Below are 23540 nucleotides of genomic sequence, written 5' to 3' on the forward strand. Positions count from 1 at the left end.
CTATTTCTTGAGTTCGAGCAGGCTGTCGATGTTGTCCATCATCTGGCTCTTTTGCTGGATCGGCGCGAGCTTGAAGAACATCTGCTGCAGCATCTCGATCATCTGCAGGTATTCCATCTTGCCCACGGCGGCCATGTCGTTTTTCGCGCGACTGCCAGGGGCGCAGGCAAACTTCAGCGCTTGCTGGACCCAGAACTCTTTGGGGGTCTGCCATTGATTGGCAACTTTCAGATGACGCATGGTGTAGGCAAGACGCTCGATGGACTGGCCATTGATAAAACGCACCTTGCCCGTAGAGCATTGGGCTTCGAGGTTGTAGACGTCGATCATCGGTTTGCCCGGCTCTTCATACACCAGGGTCACTGCGACCATGGTTGCGCCTTTGGTTTTCTGCGAAGGCACGACCGAGGTGGCATCGGCGACGTACATGATGTTTTTCTGGGGCACGCCGTTGCCGTAGATAATCCACCAGTCGCCAATCGGGTTGGACTCTTCGGCCATTGTCGGATTAGAGGCGGCCAGCAGCGCAGCCGACAAGAAGATCAACTTCTTGAACTTGAAGAAAGAGCTCATGGGCAGTTCCGTTCCTTGGGCACAAGTTGCCAGGCAACAAGGCTTGTTATTGTTCAGGCCGCGATTTTGGGAGCCTGAACAAACAAGGGCAATTAGCACGGATGGGCTAATGGCGCGCTGCCATTGTGTTCAGGTACCGCGTGGCTTTGCCCGCGCGGTGGCTTCGGCGACCAAGGGATCGTCCGGCCAATAATGCTTCGGATAACGCCCCTTCAGATCCTTCTTCACCTCGGCATAGGTACTGCGCCAGAAGTTGGCCAGATCCTGCGTGACCTGCACCGGCCGCCGCGCTGGCGAGAGCAGATGCAGCTTGACCACTTGCCTCCCGCCGGCAATCCGAGGCGTATCGGCCAGACCAAACAGCTCCTGCAAGCGCACCGCGAGAATCGGTGGATGGTCGCTGTAATCCAGGCGAATCGATGAACCCGACGGCACGCTCAAATGATGCGGCGCCAGTTCGTCGAGCTTCTGCGGCAGCGGCCACGGCAGCAGATTGCGCACGATGCTCGACAGGTCGAGGTTGGCGAAATGGCTCAGCCGCGAGACCTTGCCCAGATACGGCATCAGCCAGTCTTCCAGGGTATTGAGCAGCGCTGTATCGCTGACATCCGGCCATTGGCTGTCGTCCTGAGTGCGCAGATCGAGCTGACGCAACAGCGCCACCCGCGCTTGCCACTGGCGCAGTTCCGGCGTCCATGGCAGCAGCTCCAGACCCTTGCGTCGTACCAGATTGACCAGTGCCTGACTGCGCGTGTTTTCATCCAGACCGGTCAACGGTTCGCGACTGAGAATCAGCTCGCCGACCTTGCGCTGGCGCTCGGCACGCAGCACGCCTTCGCGTTCATCCCAATCGAGTTGGTCGACGCTGCGCACTTGCTCGGCGAGCACCGAATCGAACAGCGCCGGGTCGAAATCCGCCGCCAGATAGATGCGTTCTTCGCGCTGGCCCTGACGGCTGCCAAGGTCGGCGATAACGATCCACTCGTGCTTCATCAGGCTATCGGCCTCAGCGAACAGCGCGGCGCGACCGTTGGCCAACCGGTATTCGGCCCCCCCGGCACGCCGTTGCTGGGCGACGCGATCCGGGTAGGCCAGCGCCAATAGCGCGCCGAGCCAGCGTGGATGCTCGGCATCGCTGACCGGCTCGCTCGGCTTGCCGCGCAGATAGCCGCGATATTGCCGAGCCAATTGCCGGGCACGTTGCACCCCGCCCTGCGCCCCACGACCGGCACGTTCTTGGCCGGAAAGCAGGACCAATCGGCTGTGCAGATCCGCGCCAGCGCCGCGCAGGATATCGCGCTCGCCGAGCAGCGCCGCCACATCGCAGGCCATCGCCGCCAGCCCCAATGCCTGACCGCGCAACAGCAAATGCGCAATGCGCGGATGCGCCGGCAATTCAGCCATCGCCTGGCCGTGGGCCGTCAGCGTGTCGCCGTGCAAGGCGCCGAGCCGTTGCAGCAGATCCTGCGCTTGCGCATACGCGGCCGCTGGCGGCACATCCAGCCAGACCAGTTCGCCCGGGGTCACGCCCCAGCGCCCGAGTTGCAAGGCGAGGCTGGCCAGATCCGCCGAGAGAATTTCCGCGCTGCCATAGGCCGCCAGTTGTTCGTGCTGATCCTGTGACCACAGGCGATAACACACGCCCGGCTCCAATCGCCCGGCGCGGCCGGCACGCTGGGTGGCGCTGGCCTTGGAGATGCGTTGAGTGTCGAGGCGGGTCATGCCGCTGCCCGGGTCGAAACGCGGCACCCGCGCCAGCCCGGCATCGATGACCACGCGCACGCCGTTGATGGTCAGGCTGGTCTCGGCGATGTTGGTTGCCAGCACCACTTTGCGCTGACCGGGCGGCGCCGGATCGATCGCCGCGCGTTGCGCATTGAGGTCGAGTTCACCGTGCAACGGGCACAGCAAGATGTCTTTGCGCTCGCCGATTGCGTCGACCAGTTGCTGATGTACGCGACGGATCTCCGCTTGCCCGGGCAGGAACACCAACAGGCTGCCGGTCTCGTCGTGCAGCGCTTCGAGCACGGTTTGGGTAACCCGCTGGTCGATATATTCGCCCGGCTGAAACGGCCGGCCCCAGCGCATCGTCACCGGATACATGCGGCCTTCGCTGCGCAGGATCGGCGCGTCATCGAGCAAGCCCGCCAGGCGCTCGCCTTCGAGGGTGGCCGACATCAGCAGAATCTTCAGCGGCTGTTCAGCGCGAAACAGCTCGCGACCGTTCAGACTGAGGGCCAGCGCCAGATCGGCGTCGAGACTGCGTTCATGAAATTCGTCGAAGATCAGTAAGCCCACACCCTCCAGCGCCGGGTCGTCCTGCAAGCGCCGGGTGAGAATGCCTTCGGTGACCACTTCGATACGCGTCTTCGGGCCGACTTTGCTGTCGAGGCGGATGCGATAGCCGACGGTTTCACCGACCTGCTCGCCGAGCTCGCTGGCCAAACGTTCCGCCGCTGCGCGCGCGGCCAGACGCCGTGGTTCGAGCATGACGATGGTCTGCCCGGCCAGCCAGGCTTCGTTGAGCAAGGCCAAGGGCACGCGGGTGGTCTTACCGGCGCCGGGCGGTGCTTCGAGCACGGCTTCGTTGCGTGACGCAAGGGCTTCACGCAGGGCGGGTAAAACATCGTCGATCGGCAAAGAAATCATGCTGGCTCCCAAACAGAGCGGCGAGTATAACGACGAACTGTCTGACGTTCGTCAGGGTCTTAACTTCACAAGACGAAGCTTCGTTATTTGATGACTCAGGAGACATTTCCATGCGCTTACCCTCTCGCCTGATCGGCGGTGTTCTGGTTGCCACTCTGCTCACGCAAATGTCAGCGTGCGGTTCGATCTTCTACCCGGACCGCCGTGGCCAGATCGACGGCAAGATCGACCCGGCGATTGCCGTGCTCGATGCCGTCGGCCTGCTGTTCTATATCATTCCCGGGCTGATCGCGTTTGCCGTCGACTTCGCCACCGGGGCGATCTATTTCGAACCGGGCCACACCGCGCAGATCGATCCGGTCAAGCTCAAGCAAGCCATCGGCCCGGATGGACAGGTCGACAATCACAAGTTGCAGGCGATTCTTGAGAGCGAGCTGGGCCGAGATTTTCCTCTGGATGATCCGCGCCTGATCCAGCACAAGGGCAGCACTCAGCAACTGGCGATGTTCAGCCTGCAACCGGCCGCTTGAATAAGGACGTTCAATGACCTCCAGCCCCGAACACGCCCGCCTGCTGCGGCTGGCGACCCGCGCCTCGGTGGCGGTCGCGTGCACGCTGATCGTCGCCAAGGCGATTGCCTGGTGGCTCAGCGGATCGGTGAGCATGCTCGCCGGCCTCACCGACTCGGCGCTGGATGGCGTCACTTCAATGCTCAATCTGCTGGCAGTGCATTACGCCTTGCGCCCGGCGGATGACGATCACCGTTATGGCCACGGCAAAGCCGAATCGCTGGCGGGCATGGCGCAGGCGTTGTTCATCGGTGGCAGCGCGGTGTTGATCGCGTTTCAGGCCTACCAACGCTTGCAGACGCCGGAACCGCTTGGCGCACCGTGGCTGAGCATCGGTGTGATCGTGTTTTCCCTGCTGCTGACGGCGGCGCTGCTGATGTTGCAGCACCGGGTGATCAAGCAGACCGGCTCCAACGCCGTGCGCGCCGACTCCCTGCATTACCGTTCGGACCTGCTGCTCAACGGCAGCATCCTCATCGCGCTGGTGTTGGCCGGGATGGGTTTTGCGCAACTGGACGCGTGGTTCGGGCTGGGGATCGCCGTGTACATTTTCTGGAGTGCGATTCAGATCGCCCGGGAAAGTTTTTCGGTGTTGATGGACGAGGAGTTGCCGACCGATGTCAGCCAGCACATGCTCGAACTGGCGTGCAGCGTGCCGGGGGTGCTCGGTGCGCATGACTTGCGCACGCGGATCTCGGGCAACCACTGGTTCGTGCAATTGCACCTGGAATTGCCGGGCGAACTGACCCTGTCAGTCGCCCATGGCATCAGCGATCAAGCGGCGGCGGCGATCCACAAGGAATATCCGAAGGCCGAAGTGCTGGTGCACGCCGACCCACAGGAAGTGGTGCTCGCCGCCCGCACTCAATAATTGACTTGGTAACCGCGACTGCTCAAGCAGTTGCCCTGCGCCTGGCGATAAGCCTGAACCACCTCGGGCGCCGGTTGGTAGGTCGCGGTGCGCGGGTCGAAACCGCTTTGCTGCACAGCGTACTGCGAGCACTGGTAACCGTCCTGCTGCACCTGCTGCGGTGACTGGCCGTTGGCCGGGTAGGCTTCGACGTCATAGCCTTGAGATTGCGGTTGCGGCGGTTGCTGCAGCGGCGGCTCGACGACCACGTAATCCTGCGTCGCCTCTTGATAGGCGTAATACGAGCCGGCGGCGAGGAACAGCAGCGAGCCGCCGATCCACACTTCACGGGCGTAATCCGGCAAATACTGGATGCGGATCCCGCGCGGCGGCTGCACGACGATGTAGCGCGGGCCTTGCGGGCGATACCAGTAGCCGCCGGAATAGAAGTAATCCTGACCGCGATACGGCACGCGGTAATCACGATCCGGGAAACGATCGATCACATGGCCCGGACGATATTGCGGGCCAGGCCCCCAGCCATTGCCATGACCGTTCGGCCGTCCCGGCCAGCGGTTGTCATCGGGACGTGGCCGCGTCTGCCATTGCTGATTGTGGTAACCGTTCTGCGGGCGCTCGTCGCGGTAGTAACCCTGACGCGGCTCCTGAGTCTGGTGCACGGCGTCGGGTCGCGGCTGGATCGGCAGGTTGTTGCCCGGCTGGCGAGGCGGTTCTGGACGATCATCGACACGGTTGCGGTTCTGCCATTGACCGTCATTGTTGTGCGGGTGGCCGTTGTGCTCGAACTGACGGCTGTTGTCGCCACGGATGATCCCGTCGTTCTGCGGCCCGTTGCCCGGCCCGCGATTCTGCGGCTCATCGGCCAGCGCTTGCGCACTGCCCCCCACACACAGCAAACCAACACCGGCCAGACGCCAGATGCGCGAATTCATGCTTTTCCTCACTGTGGGAGCCTGTCGTTGGCAGGGCTTGTTGCTGAGACTCGAAACAGCCCCATCGGGTTCTGCAACAGGTTATCAGTCGCGCGACTTATTTATTGAGGCGCCAACATGAAATCGCAGGCAAGAAAAAAGGGAGACCCGTCGGCCTCCCTTCTGGAGAACTTCGTCCTGGCTCGACGCTTTTGACGTCGGCTCACCTCACGCCGTCTTCTGGACAGTGTGCAGCTCGGGGGCCGGCACATCCCCGGTGGGGGTGGCGGCCGCGGCGGGCCTGATTGGGCGGGCCGCGTGGACTGTGTTACCGAGCAGTGATTCTGGTGTTAAGAATAAGCCTGAGGCTGCGACAGAGGATTGCGAAAATTGCTCAATTAAACACCGCTTGCGCAATTTTTAACCCTGGATAGATAATCTGCCGCAATAGTTACGACCAAGGACAGATTGATGAGCAAACTTGACCGGTATGACCTGAGTATTTTGGCGGAATTGCAGCGCGACGCCCGTATCTCCAACCAGGAACTGGCCGAGCGCATCGGTCTGTCGCCCTCGCCTTGCTCGCGCCGGGTCAAGCAACTGGAAGACGATGGCTATATTTCGCGCCAGGTTGCGCTGCTCGATCGCAAGATGCTCGGCTTGAGCCTGACGGCGTATGTGCTGATCGGCATGGATCGGCACACCCCCGAGCGCTTCGAGAATTTCGAGGCGGCAATCCGCACGTTGCCGCAAGTGCTGGAATGCAGTCTGGTGACCGGAGTGGATGCCGACTACCAGTTGAAAGTGGTGGTGCCGGATATGGATCACTATCAAAAGTTGCTGTTGGGGCATCTGACGCGGATCGAGGGGGTCACCAGCGTGCGGTCGAGTTTTGTGCTGAACCAGGTGCTCAACAGCACCGAACTGCCGCTGACTCATTTGCGTAGCTGATATCGCTTTCGCGAGCAGGCTCGCTCCCACAGGGGAATGCATTTCAACCTGTGGGAGCGCGCCTGCTCGCGAAGGAGCCGGCACAAGCGACCCAGATCAATGCCTCGCCATCCGCCCTTGGCGTATACTCGCCGCCGCCCTTTCAGCCCTGTCCGCGCCGGAGATCGCCAATGGATCCAGCACTGTTCGAAGAGTGGATGATGACCGGTCTGGTCAGCATCCTGATCATTTTCATGGGTTTCATCGTCTGGGATCTGGCGAAGAAGTCCAAGGCCGGGCGGTTCGGCTCGTTCATTCTGTTTTTCGTGCTGGGCCTGGGCGTGGCCGCGTTCATCATCAAGAGTGTGGTGATCGGCCTGATCGAATCCGGCGCCTTATAAGCGCGCCGGCACTTCCCGCCACTCGCCCTGATCCAGCCCTTCAAGGGTCCAGTCGCCAATCCTGACTCGCACCAGACGCAACGTCGGCAGCCCGACCGCCGCCGTCATGCGCCGCACCTGACGGTTGCGCCCTTCGCGAATCACCAGTTCCAGCCACGAAGTCGGTATGGTCGCGCGAAAGCGTACCGGCGGATTGCGCGGCCACAACTGCGGCTCAGCCAGTTGCCGCGCTTGGGCGGGCAGGGTCATGCCGTCATTCAGCTCGACGCCATCGCGCAGGCGCTGCAACTGCTCAGCCGTCGGCTCGCCCTCCACCTGCACCCAATAGGTCTTCGCCAGTTTGTGTTTCGGATCGGCGATGCGCGCCTGCAACTGGCCGTCGTTGGTCAGCAGCAACAAACCTTCGCTGTCACGATCCAGACGTCCGGCCGGATAAATCCCCGGCACATCGATGTAATCCTTGAGCGTCGCCCGCCCTTCACCGTCGCTGAACTGCGTCAGCACATCGAAGGGTTTGTTGAACAGGATCAGCTTCGGCTCGGCCGGCGGCGCTTTTGCGACACGGCGTGGCGAGGACGATTGCGGCTTCACACCGGGACGGCGCGAAGGTGGACGCGGGGGACGGGACATAAGAGACAGAACATTTAGCGATCAGGGCTGACAATGCTAGTGCCCCGACCGCCAAATGACCACGACTAACCGTTAACGGAATGGCGGCTCGTCGAAGCTGCGCAACTTGCGCGAGTGCAGCGAGTTGAGTTCGGTACGCAGCAGATCCACCGCTTCGATGCCGATTTTCAAATGCTGGCTGACCGCGCGTTCATAGAAGGCGTTGGCCGAGCCCGGCAGTTTGATTTCGCTGTGCAGCGGCTTGTCCGAAACGCAGAGCAACGTGCCGTACGGCACCCGCAAGCGATAACCCTGCGCTGCAATCGTGCCGCTTTCCATGTCCACCGCAACCGCGCGGGACAGGTTGATCAGCGGCCGCTCCTGAGCCCAGCGCAGTTCCCAGTTGCGGTCGTCGTAGGTCAGGACCGTGCCGGTGCGCAGGCGTTTTTTCAGGTCGTCGCCCTTCTCGCCGGTGACATTCGCCGCCGCCTGCTGCAGAGCAAGCTGCACTTCGGCCAGTGCCGGGATGGGAATATTCGGCGGCACCACACGATCAAGAATGCCGTCGCGACGCATGTAGGCGTGGGCCAGCACGTAATCGCCGATGGTCTGCGACTGACGCAGGCCGCCGCAGTGGCCGATCATCAGCCAGCAATGCGGGCGCAGCACGGCCAGGTGATCGGTGATGTTCTTGGCGTTGGACGGGCCGACACCGATATTCACCAGCGTCACGCCGTGGCCATCGCTGGCGATCAGGTGATAGGCCGGCATCTGGTAACGGTGCCAGACCACACCGGCGGCAATCGCCGAGGCTTCGCCGTGGTCCATGCTCTTCTCGATGATCACGTTGCCGGGCAGGACCATGCGCACGAAACGCGGGTCGCGGCGCAACTGCTCCAGACCATGAACGATGAACTGGTCGACGTAGCGGTGATAGTTGGTCAGCAGAATCCACGGCTGCACATGGCGCCAGTCACTGCCGGTGTAATGCACCAGACGGCGCAGCGAGAAGTCCACGCGCGCGGCGTCGAACAGTGCCAGTGGCAGCGGATCGGTGTTTTCCCAGTCGTAGAGACCGTCGGCAATGCCATCGGTAGCGGCGGACAGATCGGTACTCGGGAATACCCGCGCCAGCACCGCCGCAGTGACGCCGGAACCGGCCAGTTCATCGCCCTGTTCGACCACGTACGGATAAGGAATGTTCTGCTGGCTGACGCCGACTTCGACGGTCACGGTGAAGTCGTGCATCAACGGCGTCAGTTGTTCGAGCAGGTATTTGCGAAACGCCGCCGGGTGGGTGACGGTGACGCTGTAAGTGCCCGGCAACTGCACCTTGGCGTAAGCGCGGGTGGTCTGCGGCACTTCGCCCTGGCAGTGGTAGGTCAGACGCAGTTCGGGATAACGAAACAGGGCACGCTGTTCGGCGTCGGGTTCGACGCGGTCCTTGAGGTAACGCTTGAGGGCAGAATTCAGCGCAGTGGTGGCCCGCTCATGCAGCTCGGCCAGACGATCCACGGCTTGTTCGGCGGTTTGAACGACAATAAACGCTTCGGTCACGATCAGCTTCCTGTGTTCTGACTTGCAGAGCTTCATCTTGCCTGCATCGTGGACGCACGGGAACAGTGGCGTTGTGGCGACACTTAAATCTGCAGACCAATGATGTCCTCTGTGGGAGCGAGCCTGCTCGCGAATGCGGTGGATCATCCAATAAAGATGTCGACTGACACACCGCTTTCGCGAGCAGGCTCGCTCCCACAGGGGGGATATGACGTGGGTCAGAAAAGCTGAGGGGTCGAGCGTGCGACGATGGCTTCGACGTCCAGCCCACGCGGCAACCCGCCGTAGACGCGACCGCCACCGCTCAGGCGGCTGGCAATGAAAGCATCACTGACCGCCGAATTCCCCGCCTCCAACAGAAGCTTGGCCTGCAACCCAAGCGCAATGTCTTCAGTCAGTTGCCGCGCTCGATACTGAATTTCACTGGTGTCCTTGAATTGCGCCTGCAACTGCTGGATATGTGCGGCCAGACGCTTGTCGCCATGGCCGTCGCCCAGTTCGCTGAACAGCACATCGAGCACGCCCGGTTCTTTTGACAATGCGCGCAGCACGTCGAGACATTGCACATTCCCCGACCCTTCCCACGTCGAATTCACCGGCGCTTCGCGGTACAGGCGCGGCAGGATGCTGTCCTCGACGTATCCAGCACCGCCCATGCATTCGGCGGCCTCGTTGATCATTCCTGGCGCACGTTTGCATATCCAGTATTTGCCCACCGCCGTCACCAGCCGCGCGAATTGCGCTTCGTGGCGATCATCCAGATGATCGAGCGCCTTGCCCATGCGCAGACTCAGGGCCAGCGCGGCTTCGCTCTCCAGCGCCAGATCGGCCAGCACGTTTTGCATCAGCGGCTGCTCGCTGAGCAGTTTGCCGCCGACCTTGCGGTGCGCGCAGTGATGACTGGCCTGGGTCAGCGCCTGACGCATCAGCGAGCTGGAGCCGACCATGCAATCGAAGCGGGTCATCGCCACCATTTCGATAATGGTCGGCACGCCGCGCCCTTCTTCGCCGATCATCCACGCCAGCGCCCCACGAAACTCCACTTCGCTGGAGGCGTTGGACTGGTTGCCGAGTTTGTTTTTCAGACGCTGGATGTAGAACTGATTGCGCGTGTCGTCCGGGCGATGGCGCGGCAGCAGGAAGCAACTCAAGCCCTTGTCGGTTTGCGCCAATGTCAGGAAGGCGTCGCACATCGGCGCCGAGCAGAACCACTTGTGCCCGACCAGTTCATAAGCCTGACCCGGACCACTGGCGCCGACCGGATAAGCCTTGGTGGTGTTGGCGCGGACATCGGTGCCGCCCTGCTTCTCGGTCATCGCCATACCGATGGTCACGCCAGCCTTGTGCGCCATGCCGACGTTGCGCGGGTCGTAGTCGGTGGCGAGGACTTTCGGCAGCCACTGTTCGACCAGGTCCGGCTGCAAGCGCAGGGCCGGCACGCTGGCGAAGGTCATAGTCAGCGGGCAACCACTGCCGGCCTCGGCCTGGCTGTGCAGGTAGGTCATCGACGCGCGGGCGACATGTGCGCCGTCCTGTGGGTGTGCCCAAGGCAGCGAGGTCAGGCCATGTTCGATCGCGGTGCGCATCAGCTCGTGGTAGGCCGGGTGAAACTCGACCAGATCGATGCGATGGCCGTAGCGATCATGGCTGGCAAACACCGGTTTGTTCTGGTTGGCGAGAAACCCCGCTTCCATCAAAGGCCCACCCGCGAGTGCGCCATAGGCATCGATGCGCGACTCGGCCCAACCGGCGCCAAAACGCCGCGACCACTCCTGTAACGGCAGATCGATGCGGTACAGGTTGGTGCCGTCCAGCGACGGCGGCTGATTGGTGACTTCGTGGGTTTCGGCGAACTGATGCAGGTTCATGACGGCGCTCCGTGTTCAGCAATGGCACCAGTTAAGCACTGGTGCTTTTTTGAACAAAGTGTCATAGACGCCGTTTTTGCGGCGCTTTTACCCCATCAGCAACTGAGCACGCGGCGCTGTAATGCAGCCTGCAGATCCTCGAATTTGACCGGTTTGTGCAGATAGTCGATAGGCGCGCCCGGGGCGCATTGCTCGCGATCCGCACCCAGCGCCAGCATGAATACCGGCAAGTGCGCACAGCCCGGCAATGCATGGATCCGGCAGCACAGCGATGCGCCTTCGTGGCGGGGCAACTGGCAATCGATCAGCACTGCATCGAAGCTTTCCCGTTGCAGGCAGTCCAGCGCGGCGGCGCCGTTGTCAGCGCTGCGCACGCGAAAACCGAGCTTGAGCAACATGCCCCGCATGACCAGTTGATTGACGCTGTTGTCATCCACCAGCAGCACCGTGCAGTCCTGCGGCGCACGAATGCAATCGCGGGTCGGCTGATCCGCAGGCGCTTCGATCACCGGCAGTTCGAATTCGACATCGAGCTGGAAGCGGCTGCCGCGTCCCGGCTCGGAACGATGGGTGAGTTTGCCGCCGAGCAATTCGACCAGTTGCCGACAGATCGCCAGACCCACCCCCAGGCCGCCGTATTCGCGAGTCATCGAGCCGTCGAGCTGGAAGAAACGCTGATACAGGGTCGCCTCGCCCAGATCAGTGAAACCGATACCGGTGTCGATCACCGCGAACGATAGCGCCATGCGCTCATCCGCCGACGGCCGCCCGGTAACGCGCAACGCCAGCCCGCCGACGCGGGTGAACTTGATCGCATTGTCCAGCAGGCATTCCAGGCACTGCGCCAGTTTCGCGCTGTCGCCGAGCAAGCGATCCGGCAGGGTCGGCAGCACCTCGACCTTGAAGTCCAGCGACTTGCTCGCTGCATTACCTTCGAACTGCACGCGCAACGCCTCGACCACTGCGCGCAGGCTGAAACTGCCCGGCGTCGCCTTGAGTTTGCCGGCCTGCAATTCAGTGAGCGTGAGGATGCCATTGACCATGCGCATCATGTCGCGAGCAGAACCGGCGGCGGTTTGTTGATATTGCTCAAGCTCGGGATTGAGGTCGACGGTCTGCATCAGCTCCAGCGAACCGATCACGCCGTTCATCGGCGTGCGCAGTTCGTGGGTCAACGTCGCGAGGAATTCATCCTTGAGCTTGTTGCTGTGAGCCAGTTGCTGGTTGAGCACTTCGAGTTTCTGCCCGGCGTCGAACAAGGTCTGCGCCTGTTGTTCGCGCATCGCGTTGATGCGGTCGGCCAGCGCCAGCGACAGCAGCGCCACCTCGATGGCCGAGCCGATCTGGCTGGCGTACATGGTCAGGAACACGTTGGGCAGCAGGCCCAGCACCATCAGCGTATTGACGATGCCGCCGAGCAGGAATGCCGACCAGGCGATGATGAAGTAACGCGCCACCCGCAGGCCGCGCCACCAGGCAAGAATCCCGGCGGCAAAGATCACCACGGTGAAGGTCAGCGCCAGTGTGGTCGCCAGGCGCAGGGCCAGGGCGTAACTGGTCATCAGCGACAGGCCGATCACCAGCGCACTGAAGGCAATCAGGCCGATCAGCAAGCGATCCAGCCAGGGGCTGTGGGTCTTGGTCTGCAGGAAACTGCGGGCGAACTGGCTGCCGAACAGACCGGCGCAACCGATGAAGAACGGTGTCGCGGCGTTGGCCCACCATGGGTTGTCCGGCCAGAAATACTCGACCGCCGCGCCATTGACCGACAATTGATAGAGGCCGAACGAGCCGATATAGAAGATGTAATAGAGGTAACTGGTGTCGCGCACGCTCAAGTAGATGAACAGGTTGTAGACCAGCATCCCCAGCAGCACGCCATAAATGATGCCGAGTACATACAGGCGCACCGGTTGGTCTTCGAGGTATGCGCTGCTCGACCACAACGTCACCGGCGCCTGGATCGAGCCTTCGCTGGCCAGTCGCAGGTACAGCGTCTGCTGTTGATCCGGTTTGAAGGGAAGGTCGAACAGGTAGTTGTTCTGGCGGATCTCGCGACTGGCGAAGGGCAAGGCATCGCCGGTCTGGCGCACCAGTCGGTATTCGCCGTTGGCGCCAGGCAAGTACAGATCGAGGTGATCAAGCGGCGGATACGCCAGTTCCAGCAGCCAGGTGCGCTGGGCGGCCGGGTTGATCGGGCGGTAATGCAGGTCGATCTTCAGCCAGAACGCCGAACGCGAGTAACCGGCATTGAGCGTGGCTTTGTCGTGAGCTTTGAACTGGCCGGCGGCATCTTGCGCGCGGACGTCGGCAATCGTCGCCTGACCGCTCGGGTCTTCGAACACTTGCAGCGATCGGCCCAGTGGCAGGCTCTGGGTGAATTCGTCGAATTCGACAGCGCTCGCCATGAGGGGCAAGCAGAACAGCAACATCAGCAAATAGCGCATTGAAGCCCCAGCGTGGCTCGTCCGGTTGTGTCAGGAAGCCCCCCATTCCCTTTGAGTAGACGTAAAACCGGTATTACCTGTGATTGTTTGGATCCAGCCTAGCATAGCCGTTGATGGCCATTGAGCACCATGGAAATTTTTCCTACAACGGCTCTAGAACGGGCGTTCCAGGGCAAAGCACCGAGATAGAGCTGTTGGGTTGGTCAACTCGCGACGACAGCCTCCTTGATAGATGACCAATTGTGGCGAGGGGATTTATCCCCGTTCGGCTGCGAAGCAGTCGCCAGTCCATCCAGCGAGGTGTGTCAGAAAGAACCGGATTGCAGGGTTTGGGGCCGCTTCGCAGCCCAACGGGGATAAATCCCCTCGCCACAAATGTGCTCCAAATAAAGACTGCGGGGTTGTCCGACAATCTGCTCGCAAACACCGTGAGTACTGAACCCCAAAATCAGCTTTGGTGGTAAGCTCGCGCACCATGAATATCTACAGCTCCCGCCCCGTTGTCCTCTGTCTCTCCGGCCACGACCCCAGTGGTGGCGCCGGCTTGCAGGCAGATATCGAAGCCTTGCTCGCGCAGGGTTGCCATGCGGCTCCGGCCGTCACCGCCCTGACCGTGCAAGACACCGTCAACGTCAGTGACTTCCGCGTCCTCGACCGTGAATGGGTACTGGCCCAGGCCAACGCCGTGCTCAACGACTCCGAAGTCGCCGCAGTGAAACTGGGCATGCTCGGTTCGCTGGAGATGGTCGACACGGTCGTCGAACTGCTCTCGGCGCACCCGCATCTGCCGGTGGTCTGCGACCCGGTGCTGCGTGCCGGCGGCGGCGGACGCCTGGGCAAGGACGAGGTCGGCTATGCGATGCGCGAGCGTCTGCTGCCGCTGTCGATCATTGCTACCCCCAATCTTCCTGAAGCGCGCATCCTCGCCGAACTGCCCGAAGGCACGGCCGACGAGTGCGCAGAAAAACTCCTGCCATTTGTCAAAAACCTGCTGATCACCGGCGGCCATGGCGACGAAACTGAAATCCACAACCGCGTGTACAGCCGCGACGGCCTGCGCGAAACCTTTATCTGCCAGCGCCTGCCGGGCAGCTATCACGGCTCCGGTTGTACGCTGGCCAGCGCCCTCGCCGGTCGCCTGGCTCAGGGCGAACACCTGGCCAGTGCCGTGCGCAGTGCGCTGGATTACACCTGGCGCACTTTGCGCGATGCCGAACAACTGGGCAAAGGCCAGTTCGTGCCGCGTCGCCTGCCGCTGGATTTCTGCTCGTAACGTCGTGAGGTCTGCCCGATGAAACTACGTGGCCTGTATGCCATTACCGACAGCCAGTTGCTGGCCGGCAAGTTTCTGTCTTACGTGGAGGCGGCGCTCGACGGCGGCGTCACCCTGCTGCAATACCGCGACAAGAGCAGCGACGAGGCCCGCCGTCTGCGCGAGGCCGAAACGCTGCGCAACTTGTGCGAGCGCTATAAAACGCAGTTGATCATCAACGACGACGCCGAGTTGGCCGCGCGCCTCAACGTTGGCGTGCACTTGGGCCAGACCGACGGCCCGCTGTCGCCGACCCGCGCCCTGCTCGGTTCGAAAGCGATCATCGGTTCGACCTGCCACGGGCAAATCGCTCTGGCCGAACAAGCCGCTAAAGAAGGTGCGAGTTATGTCGCCTTCGGCCGCTTCTTCAATTCCACCACCAAACCCGGTGCACCAAGCTGCAGCCTCGACTTGCTCGACGAAGCCAAGCGCACGCTGCACTTGCCGGTCTGCGCGATCGGCGGCATCACCCTCGATAACGCCGCGCCACTGGTCGAGCACGGTGTCGATCTGCTCGCCGTGATCCACGGTTTGTTCGGCGCCGAGAGCAGCGCCGAAGTGACCCGCCGCGCCCGCGCCTTCAACGAACTTCTGAAAATCTGATTTGAGAGCCCGATCATGTCTCGTTCCGAAACCCTGTTTGCCAATGCTCAGAAACACATCCCTGGCGGCGTTAACTCGCCGGTGCGCGCGTTCAAGAGCGTTGGCGGCACCCCGCTGTTCTTCAAACACGCCGAAGGCGCTTACGTCACCGACGAAGATGACAAGCGTTATGTCGATTACGTGGGTTCGTGGGGGCCGATGATCCTTGGCCACAGCCATCCGGACGTGCTCGACGCGGTGCGCAATCAGCTGCAACACGGCCTGTCCTACGGCGCACCGACGTCGATGGAAACCGAGATGGCCGATCTGGTCTGCTCGCTGGTGCCGTCGATGGAGATGGTGCGCATGGTCAGCTCCGGCACCGAAGCGACCATGAGCGCGATCCGACTGGCCCGTGGTTACACCGGTCGCGACAGCATCATCAAGTTCGAAGGCTGCTACCACGGCCACTCCGACAGCCTGCTGGTCAAGGCCGGTTCCGGCGCTCTGACCCAGGGCGTACCGAGCTCGGCCGGCGTGCCTGCAGCGTTCGCCAAACACACCCTGACCCTGCCGTTCAACGACATCGACGCGGTTGAAGCGATGCTCGCCGAAGTGGGCGAAGAGGTGGCGTGCATCATCGTCGAGCCGGTCGCCGGCAACATGAACTGCGTGCCGCCAGCGCCGGGCTTCCTCGAAGGCCTGCGTTCGCTGTGCGACAAGCACGGCGTGGTGTTGATTTTTGACGAAGTGATGACCGGTTTCCGCGTCGCCCTCGGCGGTGCCCAGGCGCACTACGGCGTGACGCCGGACCTGACCACGTTCGGCAAGATCATCGGCGGCGGCATGCCGGTGGGCTGCTTCGGCGGCAAGCGCGAGATCATGCAGCGCATCGCCCCGCTCGGTCCGGTGTATCAGGCAGGTACGTTGTCGGGTAATCCGCTGGCGATGGCTGCCGGCCTGACGACCTTGCGTCTGATCAGCCGCCCGGGTTTCCACGCCGAATTGACCGACTACACCGCGCGCATGCTCGACGGTCTGCAGCAGCGTGCCGATGCTGCGGGCATCCCGTTCGTGACCACTCAGGCCGGCGGCATGTTCGGTCTGTACTTCAGCGGCGCCGACGACATCGTCACCTTCGACGACGTGATGGCCAGCGACGCAGCAATGTTCGGTCGCTTCTTCCACCTGATGCTGGAAGGTGGCGTGTACCTGGCGCCGAGCGCTTTCGAAGCCGGTTTCACCTCGATCGCCCATGGCGAAGCCGAGTTGCAACTGACACTGGACGCCGCCGAGCGCGCCTTCGCCGCATTGAAATAATCGCCGTACCGCTGACGTTGGCTATGGCCAGCGTCAGCTTTCGCCTACATCCGCTCGGTTTTTCCGACGTGCCTGCGAAAATCCTGCCCGAATCGGGCGATATATTCCCCACGCAGCAGAAAAACGAGTAAAGACTTTGTAAGGTTGGCCCTGCTTATTTCATAATGCGCGCTTATTGGATCCCTCGACGGGTCCGCGTGCCCTTCAGAGGTAAGTCGATTCCCATGAACCGCACCGGCCGCACCCTTGCATTGGGCTGCCTGTTGCTCCTTCAGCCCCTGCTCGCGCATGCACAAGCAGGCGGCAACTCGTTGTTGATCCCGGCGATGGGTCGTTGCACCCTCAATACTCAGCCGCAAGACGTCACGCAGGCACTGGCCGCCTGCCAGAAAGCGGCGGACGAAGGGGACGCGCAAGCGCAATACGAGTTGGGTGAGTTCTACTACGACGGCAAGAACGCGCCGCGCGACCTCAATCAAGCCCTGAGCTATTTCGAAAAGGCCTCGCTGCAAGGCCACGCCCAGGCGCAATACAAGCTCGGCAGCATGTTCTTCCACGGTGAAGGTGTGCAGGCCAACAATATCCAGGCCTACATCGTGCTGAAGATGGCAGCGGTCAACGGTGCCGAAGAGGCGCTGGACACGGCCGACGAAGTCTCGGAAAAGATGTCCCGCGAAGATCTCGAAACCGCCACTCAGGTGCTCGGGCAGATTTTCCGCAAATACCTGATGGAACTGCAGAACGCCGATGGGCGTACGCCGTTTTCACCACTGCCCTAAAGGCTGTGGAGATTACCTGTGGCGAGGGGATTTATCCCCGTTGGGCTGCGAAGCGGCCCCAAAACCTGCAACCCGATTCTGTCTGACACACCTTGCTGAATGGAGCTGCGACTGCTTCGCAGCGCAACGGGGCGGTGCGACGTTTCGCTAAATCCCCTCACCACAAACTCATTCCCAGAATCTGCTGTTACTTCTCAGGCATCGGCATCGGAAACGGCATGACATTGCCGACCGCGCCCCGGGCCTCGCTGATTTTCGGCGTGCCCAGACGTTCCACTTCATCGATGCGCACGATCGAATGCATCGGCACAAAGCTGCGCACCACGCCTTCGAATTGCGCCTTGAGCTTTTCTTCGCTCGGATCGACGACCATTTGCGTACGCTCGCCAAAGACGAATTCTTCAACTTCCAGGAAACCCCACAGATCACTTTGATAGATCTGCTTGGCGTACATTTCGAACACCTGGCCCTGGTTGAGGAAAATCACCTTGTAGATTGGAGCTTCGCGTTTGGTCATGGCGGGCGGATAACATCGGGGTAAAAATGAGGGCGCGAACTATAGCATAGCCACCGGACGCACAGCGGTAGGAACCTGACGGCTTGTTCCCTATAATGCGCGGTTCTTTGAATCACGTGACGACCCGAATCCATGGCCAAGAAGCTTTACATCGAAACCCACGGTTGCCAGATGAACGAGTACGACAGCTCGCGCATGGTCGATCTGCTGGGCGAACATCAGGCCCTGGAAGTCACGGCTCGCGCGGAAGACGCCGACGTGATTCTGCTCAACACCTGCTCGATCCGCGAACGCGCCCAGGACCGGGTGTACTCGCAGCTCGGCCGCTGGCGCGAACTGAAGCTGGCCAACCCGGATATGGTCATCGCTGTCGGCGGTTGCGTGGCCAGTCAGGAAGGCGCGGCGATCCGCGATCGCGCTCCCTACGTTGACGTGGTGTTCGGCCCGCAGACCCTGCACCGTCTGCCGGAAATGATCGACGCCGCGCGCAGCAGCAAGCTGCCGCAGGTCGACGTCTCGTTTCCGGAAATCGAAAAATTCGACCACCTGCCCGAGCCGCGTATCGACGGCCCGAGCGCTTATGTGTCAGTGATGGAAGGTTGCAGCAAGTACTGCACCTTCTGCGTGGTGCCGTATACCCGTGGTGAAGAAGTCAGCCGGCCGTTCGACGACGTGATCGCGGAAATCATTCACCTTGCCGAACACGGCGTGCGTGAAGTGACCTTGCTCGGGCAGAACGTCAACGGCTATCGCGGCCAGACCCACGACGGTCGCCTGGCCGACCTGGCCGAACTGATCCGCGTGGTCGCCGCTGTCGATGGCATCGACCGCATCCGCTACACCACGTCGCACCCGCTGGAGTTCTCCGACAGCCTGATCCAGGCCCACGCCGAAGTGCCGGAACTGGTCAAGCACCTGCACTTGCCAGTGCAGTCGGGCTCGGACCGGATTCTCGCAGCAATGAAGCGCAACCACACGGCGCTGGAGTACAAATCCAAACTGCGCAAACTGCGCGCTGCCGTGCCGGGGATCTGCATCAGTTCGGACTTCATCGTCGGCTTCCCCGGTGAAACCGAGAAAGACTTCGAACAGACCATGAAGCTGATTGCCGATGTCGGCTTCGATTTCTCCTACTCGTTCGTCTACAGCCAGCGCCCGGGCACGCCCGCTGCCGATCTGGCCGATGACACGCCGGAAGAATTGAAGAAAGAACGTCTGAACGCGCTGCAACATCGTCTGAATCAGCAGGGCTTCGAGATCAGCCGACAAATGGTCGGCTCGATCCAGCGCATTCTGGTGACCGATTATTCGAAGAAAGACCCGGGCGAGCTCCAGGGCCGCACCGAGAATAATCGTATCGTCAACTTCCGCTGCGACAATCCCACCCTGATCGGCCAGTTCGCCGATGTGCACATCGACGCCGCGCAACCGCACTCGCTGCGTGGTTCGCTGGTTCAATAACACCATCGCATTGTGGATGGGGCTTCTGTGGTGAGGGGATTTATCCCCGATGGTTGGCGCAGCCGACCCAAAACCTGCAATCCGGGTGATCTGATACACCTCTGATAATGGTTTCAGGGCCGCTTCGCGCCCCATCGGGGATAAATCCCCTCACCACAAATGACCCCGCCAGCCACAGAGAATGGGTTCGAAAGCAGCGTCGATATTTAAGAGCTTTCGCACCCAGGCCACTGGCGTTATCCTTGATTTCATCCTAATTGCCCCAGGGCGGCTAAATACGACCTTGAACGCACCCATCGAACCACATCGTTTTCTCCTCGAGCCTTTTGAGGCTCGCCGCTTCGCCAATCTGTGCGGGCAATTCGACGAGCATTTGCGCTTGATCGAACAGCGCCTGGCCATCGAGATCCGCAATCGCGGAAACCAGTTCGAGTTGATAGGCGATCCAAAACTCACCACGTCCGCGGAAAACCTGCTGCGCCGCCTGTACCGGGAAACCAAGGGTACCGAGCTGTCGCCAGACCTGGTGCACCTGTTCATTCAGGAATCAGCAGATATCGACAACCCGGCCCCTGCCGAAGCGACCGTCGCCCTGCGCACCAAGAAAGGCATGATTCGCCCGCGCGGCTTGAATCAGCAGCGCTACGTGAAGGAAATCCTCGGCAACGACATCAACTTCGGCATCGGCCCGGCCGGTACCGGCAAGACCTATCTGGCCGTGGCCTGCGCGGTAGATGCGCTGGAGCGCGAGCAGATCCGCCGCATCCTGCTGGTGCGTCCGGCGGTAGAAGCAGGGGAAAAACTCGGCTTCCTGCCCGGCGACCTGTCGCAGAAGATCGACCCGTACCTGCGCCCGCTCTACGACGCGCTGTACGAAATGCTCGGTTTCGAATACGTCGCCAAGCTGATCGAGAAACAGGTGATCGAAGTCGCGCCGCTGGCCTACATGCGCGGTCGTACGCTGAACAACAGCTTCATCATTCTCGACGAAAGCCAGAACACCACCGTCGAGCAGATGAAGATGTTCCTCACGCGGATCGGCTTCGGCTCCACCGCCGTGATCACCGGCGACATCACCCAGGTCGACCTGCCGCGCGGCACCAAGTCCGGCTTGCACCATGTGATCGAAGTGCTCAAAGACGTGCCGGGCATCAGCTTCACCCACTTCCAGCCCAAAGACGTCGTGCGCCACCCGTTGGTGCAGCGGATTGTCGAGGCCTACGAGCGCTTCGAAACCCGTGCCGAAGCCGCGAAGGAAGCCTCGCGCGATGCTTGAGCTGGATCTGCAAATCGCCACCGAGGCCAGCGCGCCGAGTGAAGCCGAGTTCCGCCAGTGGTGCGAACTGGCCCTGCGCCAGCGCAGCGCTGATTCGGAAATGACCATTCGTCTGGTCGACGAGGAAGAAGGCCGCGAGCTCAATCACACCTGGCGCCACAAGGACTACGCGACCAACGTGTTGTCGTTCCCGGCGGAAGTGCCTGACGAGTTTCTCGATATCCCGCTGCTCGGCGATCTGGTGATCTGCGTGGCCGTGGTCGAACGCGAAGCCGCCGAGCAGGGCAAGGAACTAAAGGCCCACTGGGCACATCTGGTCATTCACGGCTGCTTGCATCTGCTGGGTTACGACCATATAGATGACGACGAAGCCGAAGAAATGGAAGCGCTGGAACGCGAGTTGCTTGCTGAACTGGGCTATCCCGATCCGTACGCGGACGACGAAACCGAACACTCCCCCATCGTTACAACAAAGGATTCAGAGTAATCGCTATGAGCGAAGATCGATCGAGCAACGGGCAGAAGTCATGGCTGGGTAAACTGACCCAGGCTTTTGCCCACGAGCCGAAGAACCGTCAGGAGCTCCTCGAGCTGCTGCGTGATGCACATCAGAACAAACTGCTGGACAGCGAAGCGCTGGCCATCGTCGAAGGCGCCATCCAGGTGGCTGACCTGCAAGTGCGCGACATCATGGTGCCGCGCTCGCAGATGGTCAGCATCAAGGCGACCCAGACACCCCGCGAATTCCTCCCCGCCGTAGTCGACTCGGCCCACTCGCGCTATCCGGTCATCGGCGAAAGCCATGACGACGTGATGGGCGTACTGCTGGCCAAGGATCTGCTGCCGCTGATCCTCAAGGAGAACGGCGACAGCTTCAACATCAAGGACCTGCTGCGCCCGGCCACCTTCGTGCCGGAGTCCAAGCGTCTGAACGTGTTGCTGCGTGAATTCCGCGCCAATCACAACCACATGGCCATCGTCATCGACGAATACGGCGGCGTGGCCGGTCTGGTGACCATCGAAGACGTGCTCGAGCAGATCGTCGGCGACATCGAGGACGAGCACGACGTCGAAGAAGACAGCTACATCAAGCCGCTGCCCAGCGGTGATTTCCTGATCAAGGCGCTGACGCCGATCGAGAACTTCAATGAGTTCTTCGACAGCGAGTTCTCCGACGACGAATTCGACACCGTCGGCGGCCTGGTGATGAGCGCGTTCGGGCACTTGCCAAAACGCAACGAAACCACTGAAATCGGCGCTTATCGTTTCCGCATCCTGAACGCCGACAGCCGTCGGATTCATTTGCTGCGACTGACGCCTATCGCTCGTTAATTCTAAGGACTGAAATGCGCTGGACAACCCGCCCCGGCTGGCCCGGTAACCTGCTGGCCGTGGCGGCCGGTGCAATCACCACATTCGCTCTCGCACCGTTCGACATCTGGCCGCTGGCATTGCTGGCGGTTGGTCTGTTCTATGCCGGTTTGCGTGAGCTGAGCCCGCGTCAGGCGCTCGGCCGTGGCTGGTGCTTCGGCTTCGGCCTGTTCGGTGCCGGCACCAGTTGGATCTATTACAGCATTCATCATTTCGGCGGCGCTTCGGTGTTGCTCGCCGGGTTCCTGATGCTGCTGTTCACCGCGGCGATTGCCTGGTTCTTCGCCCTGCCCGCGTGGCTGTGGGCGCGCTGGTTGCGGCGTAACGAAGCACCGCTGGCGGATGCCTTGGCGTTTGCGGCGTTGTGGGTCGGCCAGGAAGCCTTTCGCGGCTGGTTCCTCACCGGTTTCCCATGGCTTTATTCCGGTTACAGCCAGCTCGACGGCCCGCTGGCCGGGCTCGCGCCGGTGGGCGGCATGTGGCTGGTCTCGTTTGTTCTGGCACTGACCGCAGCGCTGATCTACAACGCGCCGCGCTTGTTGCAGGCGCGCCGCAAGGGTTTCATCGCGGCCGGTCTGGTACTTCTGGCGGGGCCTTGGGTGGCGGGCATTGCCCTCAAGGGCCACGCGTGGACCAGCCCGTCCGGCGCACCGCTGACGGTCGCCGCGATTCAGGGCAATGTCGCGCAAAGCATGAAATGGGACCCGGCCGAACTCAACGCGCAACTGGCGCTGTACCGTGATCTGAGCTTCCGCTCCAAACCGGTCGATCTGCTGATCTGGCCGGAAACCGCCGTGCCGGTGTTGAAGGAGTCCGCCGAGGGCTACCTGACGATGATGGGCAACTTCGCCGCCGAGCGTAAGTCGGCGTTGATCACCGGCGTGCCGATCCGCCAGACCGTGCATCACGAGCGGCGCTTCTTCAACGGCATCACCGTGGTCGGCGAAGGCGACGGTACTTACCTGAAGCAGAAACTGGTGCCGTTCGGCGAGTACGTGCCGTTGCAGGACGTGTTGCGCGGCTTGATCGCGTTCTTCGACCTGCCGATGTCGGACTTCGCCCGCGGCCCGTCGGATCAAGCGCTCTTGCAAGCCAAGGGTTACCAGATTGCACCGTTCATCTGCTACGAGGTGGTCTATCCGGAATTCGCCGCCGGGCTGTCGGCACGCAGCGACCTGCTGCTGACGATCAGCAACGACACCTGGTTCGGCACGTCGATCGGCCCGCTGCAGCATTTACAGATGGCGCAGATGCGCGCGCTGGAAGCCGGACGCTGGATGATCCGCGCGACCAACAATGGCGTCACCGGCCTGATCAACCCGTTTGGGCAGATCACCGAACAGATTCCGCAGTTCGAACAAGGCGTGCTGTACGGCGAAGTGGTACCGATGCACGATCTGACGCCTTATCTGCAATGGCGCTCGTGGCCGTTGATCGCGTTGTGCCTGCTGCTGTTTGGCTGGGCGCTGATGGCCAGCCGGATGTCGAAGACCCTCTGAGAAATGTGACAAGGGGATCTATCCCCGCTGGAGTGCGC

Annotated in this window: 21 protein-coding genes; 13 read left to right on the forward strand and 8 right to left on the reverse strand. The window is 61.7% G+C overall.

The genetic code is table 11. The features are described from left to right. Positions 1-573: a hypothetical protein gene (locus tag PSH90_RS23015; RefSeq protein ID WP_256810310.1), complete on the reverse strand. Its 573-nt coding sequence runs from the start codon at positions 571-573 to the stop codon at positions 1-3. Between the two features lie 129 nt (positions 574-702). Then, positions 703-3222, reverse strand: coding sequence for an ATP-dependent helicase HrpB (gene hrpB, locus PSH90_RS23020; RefSeq protein ID WP_305381582.1), 2520 nt, complete (start codon positions 3220-3222; stop codon positions 703-705). Between the two features lie 110 nt (positions 3223-3332). Here hrpB and PSH90_RS23025 point away from each other — a divergent pair, with 110 nt between their 5' ends. After that, on the forward strand, positions 3333-3752 hold the full coding sequence (locus tag PSH90_RS23025; protein WP_305381584.1) for a polyribonucleotide nucleotidyltransferase: 420 nt from the start codon (positions 3333-3335) through the stop codon (positions 3750-3752). 13 nt (positions 3753-3765) lie between these two features. Beyond that, positions 3766-4662, forward strand: coding sequence for a cation diffusion facilitator family transporter (locus tag PSH90_RS23030; protein ID WP_073475637.1), 897 nt, complete (start codon positions 3766-3768; stop codon positions 4660-4662). Here the strand turns inward: PSH90_RS23030 and PSH90_RS23035 are convergent. Further along, positions 4656-5594, reverse strand: a complete 939-nt coding sequence (locus PSH90_RS23035; RefSeq protein ID WP_305381586.1) for a DUF6515 family protein — start codon at positions 5592-5594, stop codon at positions 4656-4658. The genes PSH90_RS23030 and PSH90_RS23035 overlap by 7 nt on opposite strands. A gap of 450 nt (positions 5595-6044) precedes the next feature. Here PSH90_RS23035 and PSH90_RS23040 point away from each other — a divergent pair, with 450 nt between their 5' ends. Both PSH90_RS23040 and PSH90_RS23045 read left to right on the forward strand, forming a co-directional pair. Further along, positions 6045-6524 (forward strand): Lrp/AsnC family transcriptional regulator, encoded by a 480-nt coding sequence (locus PSH90_RS23040; RefSeq protein ID WP_007909658.1) that lies wholly within the window; start codon positions 6045-6047, stop codon positions 6522-6524. A gap of 170 nt (positions 6525-6694) precedes the next feature. Next, positions 6695-6904 (forward strand): DUF2788 domain-containing protein, encoded by a 210-nt coding sequence (locus PSH90_RS23045; protein WP_016773053.1) that lies wholly within the window; start codon positions 6695-6697, stop codon positions 6902-6904. Here PSH90_RS23045 and PSH90_RS23050 read toward each other — a convergent pair. The 4 genes from PSH90_RS23050 to PSH90_RS23070 all read right to left on the reverse strand — a co-directional run bounded on the left by PSH90_RS23050 (position 6899) and on the right by PSH90_RS23070 (position 13385). Continuing rightward, positions 6899-7534, reverse strand: a complete 636-nt coding sequence (locus PSH90_RS23050; protein ID WP_305381588.1) for a pseudouridine synthase — start codon at positions 7532-7534, stop codon at positions 6899-6901. The genes PSH90_RS23045 and PSH90_RS23050 overlap by 6 nt on opposite strands. Before the next feature lie 72 nt (positions 7535-7606). Continuing rightward, complete coding sequence (gene amn / locus PSH90_RS23055) at positions 7607-9106, reverse strand: AMP nucleosidase (RefSeq protein ID WP_016773051.1); 1500 nt, start codon at positions 9104-9106, stop codon at positions 7607-7609. Between the two features lie 182 nt (positions 9107-9288). After that, entirely contained in the window at positions 9289-10938 is a 1650-nt protein-coding gene (locus PSH90_RS23065; protein WP_305381589.1) for an acyl-CoA dehydrogenase family protein, read from the reverse strand. Positions 10939-11033: 95 nt separating this feature from the next. Next, a complete protein-coding gene (locus tag PSH90_RS23070; RefSeq protein WP_305381590.1) occupies positions 11034-13385 on the reverse strand; it encodes a hybrid sensor histidine kinase/response regulator in 2352 nt (783 codons plus the stop codon). 475 nt (positions 13386-13860) lie between these two features. Between PSH90_RS23070 and PSH90_RS23075 the strand changes: the two genes are divergently transcribed. The 4 genes from PSH90_RS23075 (at position 13861) to PSH90_RS23090 (ending at position 17378) form a co-directional block, all read left to right on the forward strand. Beyond that, complete coding sequence (locus PSH90_RS23075; protein WP_256810293.1) at positions 13861-14658, forward strand: hydroxymethylpyrimidine/phosphomethylpyrimidine kinase; 798 nt, start codon at positions 13861-13863, stop codon at positions 14656-14658. A gap of 18 nt (positions 14659-14676) precedes the next feature. After that, entirely contained in the window at positions 14677-15300 is a 624-nt protein-coding gene (thiE, locus tag PSH90_RS23080) for a thiamine phosphate synthase (RefSeq protein WP_041477735.1), read from the forward strand. 15 nt (positions 15301-15315) lie between these two features. Further along, complete coding sequence (gene hemL, locus PSH90_RS23085; RefSeq protein ID WP_258603764.1) at positions 15316-16599, forward strand: glutamate-1-semialdehyde 2,1-aminomutase; 1284 nt, start codon at positions 15316-15318, stop codon at positions 16597-16599. Positions 16600-16823: 224 nt separating this feature from the next. Continuing rightward, positions 16824-17378 carry a tetratricopeptide repeat protein gene (locus PSH90_RS23090; RefSeq protein ID WP_041477733.1) on the forward strand — a complete coding sequence of 185 codons (555 nt, stop codon included), beginning with the start codon at positions 16824-16826 and terminating at the stop codon, positions 17376-17378. 187 nt (positions 17379-17565) lie between these two features. On the opposite strand, the gene PSH90_RS23095 is transcribed toward PSH90_RS23090, so the two are convergent. Beyond that, the gene (locus PSH90_RS23095; protein WP_016773045.1) at positions 17566-17895 is read right to left on the reverse strand and encodes a DUF1820 family protein; all 330 of its coding nucleotides are present in this window, start codon (positions 17893-17895) and stop codon (positions 17566-17568) included. Positions 17896-18027: 132 nt separating this feature from the next. Here PSH90_RS23095 and miaB point away from each other — a divergent pair, with 132 nt between their 5' ends. The 5 genes from miaB to lnt all read left to right on the forward strand — a co-directional run bounded on the left by miaB (position 18028) and on the right by lnt (position 23502). Then, positions 18028-19356 carry a tRNA (N6-isopentenyl adenosine(37)-C2)-methylthiotransferase MiaB gene (gene miaB / locus PSH90_RS23100; RefSeq protein WP_041477732.1) on the forward strand — a complete coding sequence of 443 codons (1329 nt, stop codon included), beginning with the start codon at positions 18028-18030 and terminating at the stop codon, positions 19354-19356. A 283-nt stretch (positions 19357-19639) separates the two neighbouring features. Further along, on the forward strand, positions 19640-20632 hold the full coding sequence (locus tag PSH90_RS23105) for a PhoH family protein (RefSeq protein ID WP_016773043.1): 993 nt from the start codon (positions 19640-19642) through the stop codon (positions 20630-20632). Then, complete coding sequence (gene ybeY / locus PSH90_RS23110) at positions 20625-21119, forward strand: rRNA maturation RNase YbeY (RefSeq protein WP_016773042.1); 495 nt, start codon at positions 20625-20627, stop codon at positions 21117-21119. The genes PSH90_RS23105 and ybeY overlap by 8 nt, the downstream gene beginning before the upstream one ends. Before the next feature lie 5 nt (positions 21120-21124). Then, a complete protein-coding gene (locus PSH90_RS23115; protein ID WP_024014438.1) occupies positions 21125-21964 on the forward strand; it encodes an HlyC/CorC family transporter in 840 nt (279 codons plus the stop codon). Positions 21965-21978: 14 nt separating this feature from the next. Continuing rightward, positions 21979-23502 carry an apolipoprotein N-acyltransferase gene (gene lnt / locus PSH90_RS23120; protein WP_150742305.1) on the forward strand — a complete coding sequence of 508 codons (1524 nt, stop codon included), beginning with the start codon at positions 21979-21981 and terminating at the stop codon, positions 23500-23502. The last annotated feature ends 38 nt before the right edge of the window (positions 23503-23540 follow it).

The organism is Pseudomonas sp. FP1762, from assembly GCF_030687105.1.
Taxonomy (GTDB): Bacteria; Pseudomonadota; Gammaproteobacteria; order Pseudomonadales; family Pseudomonadaceae; genus Aquipseudomonas; species Aquipseudomonas siliginis.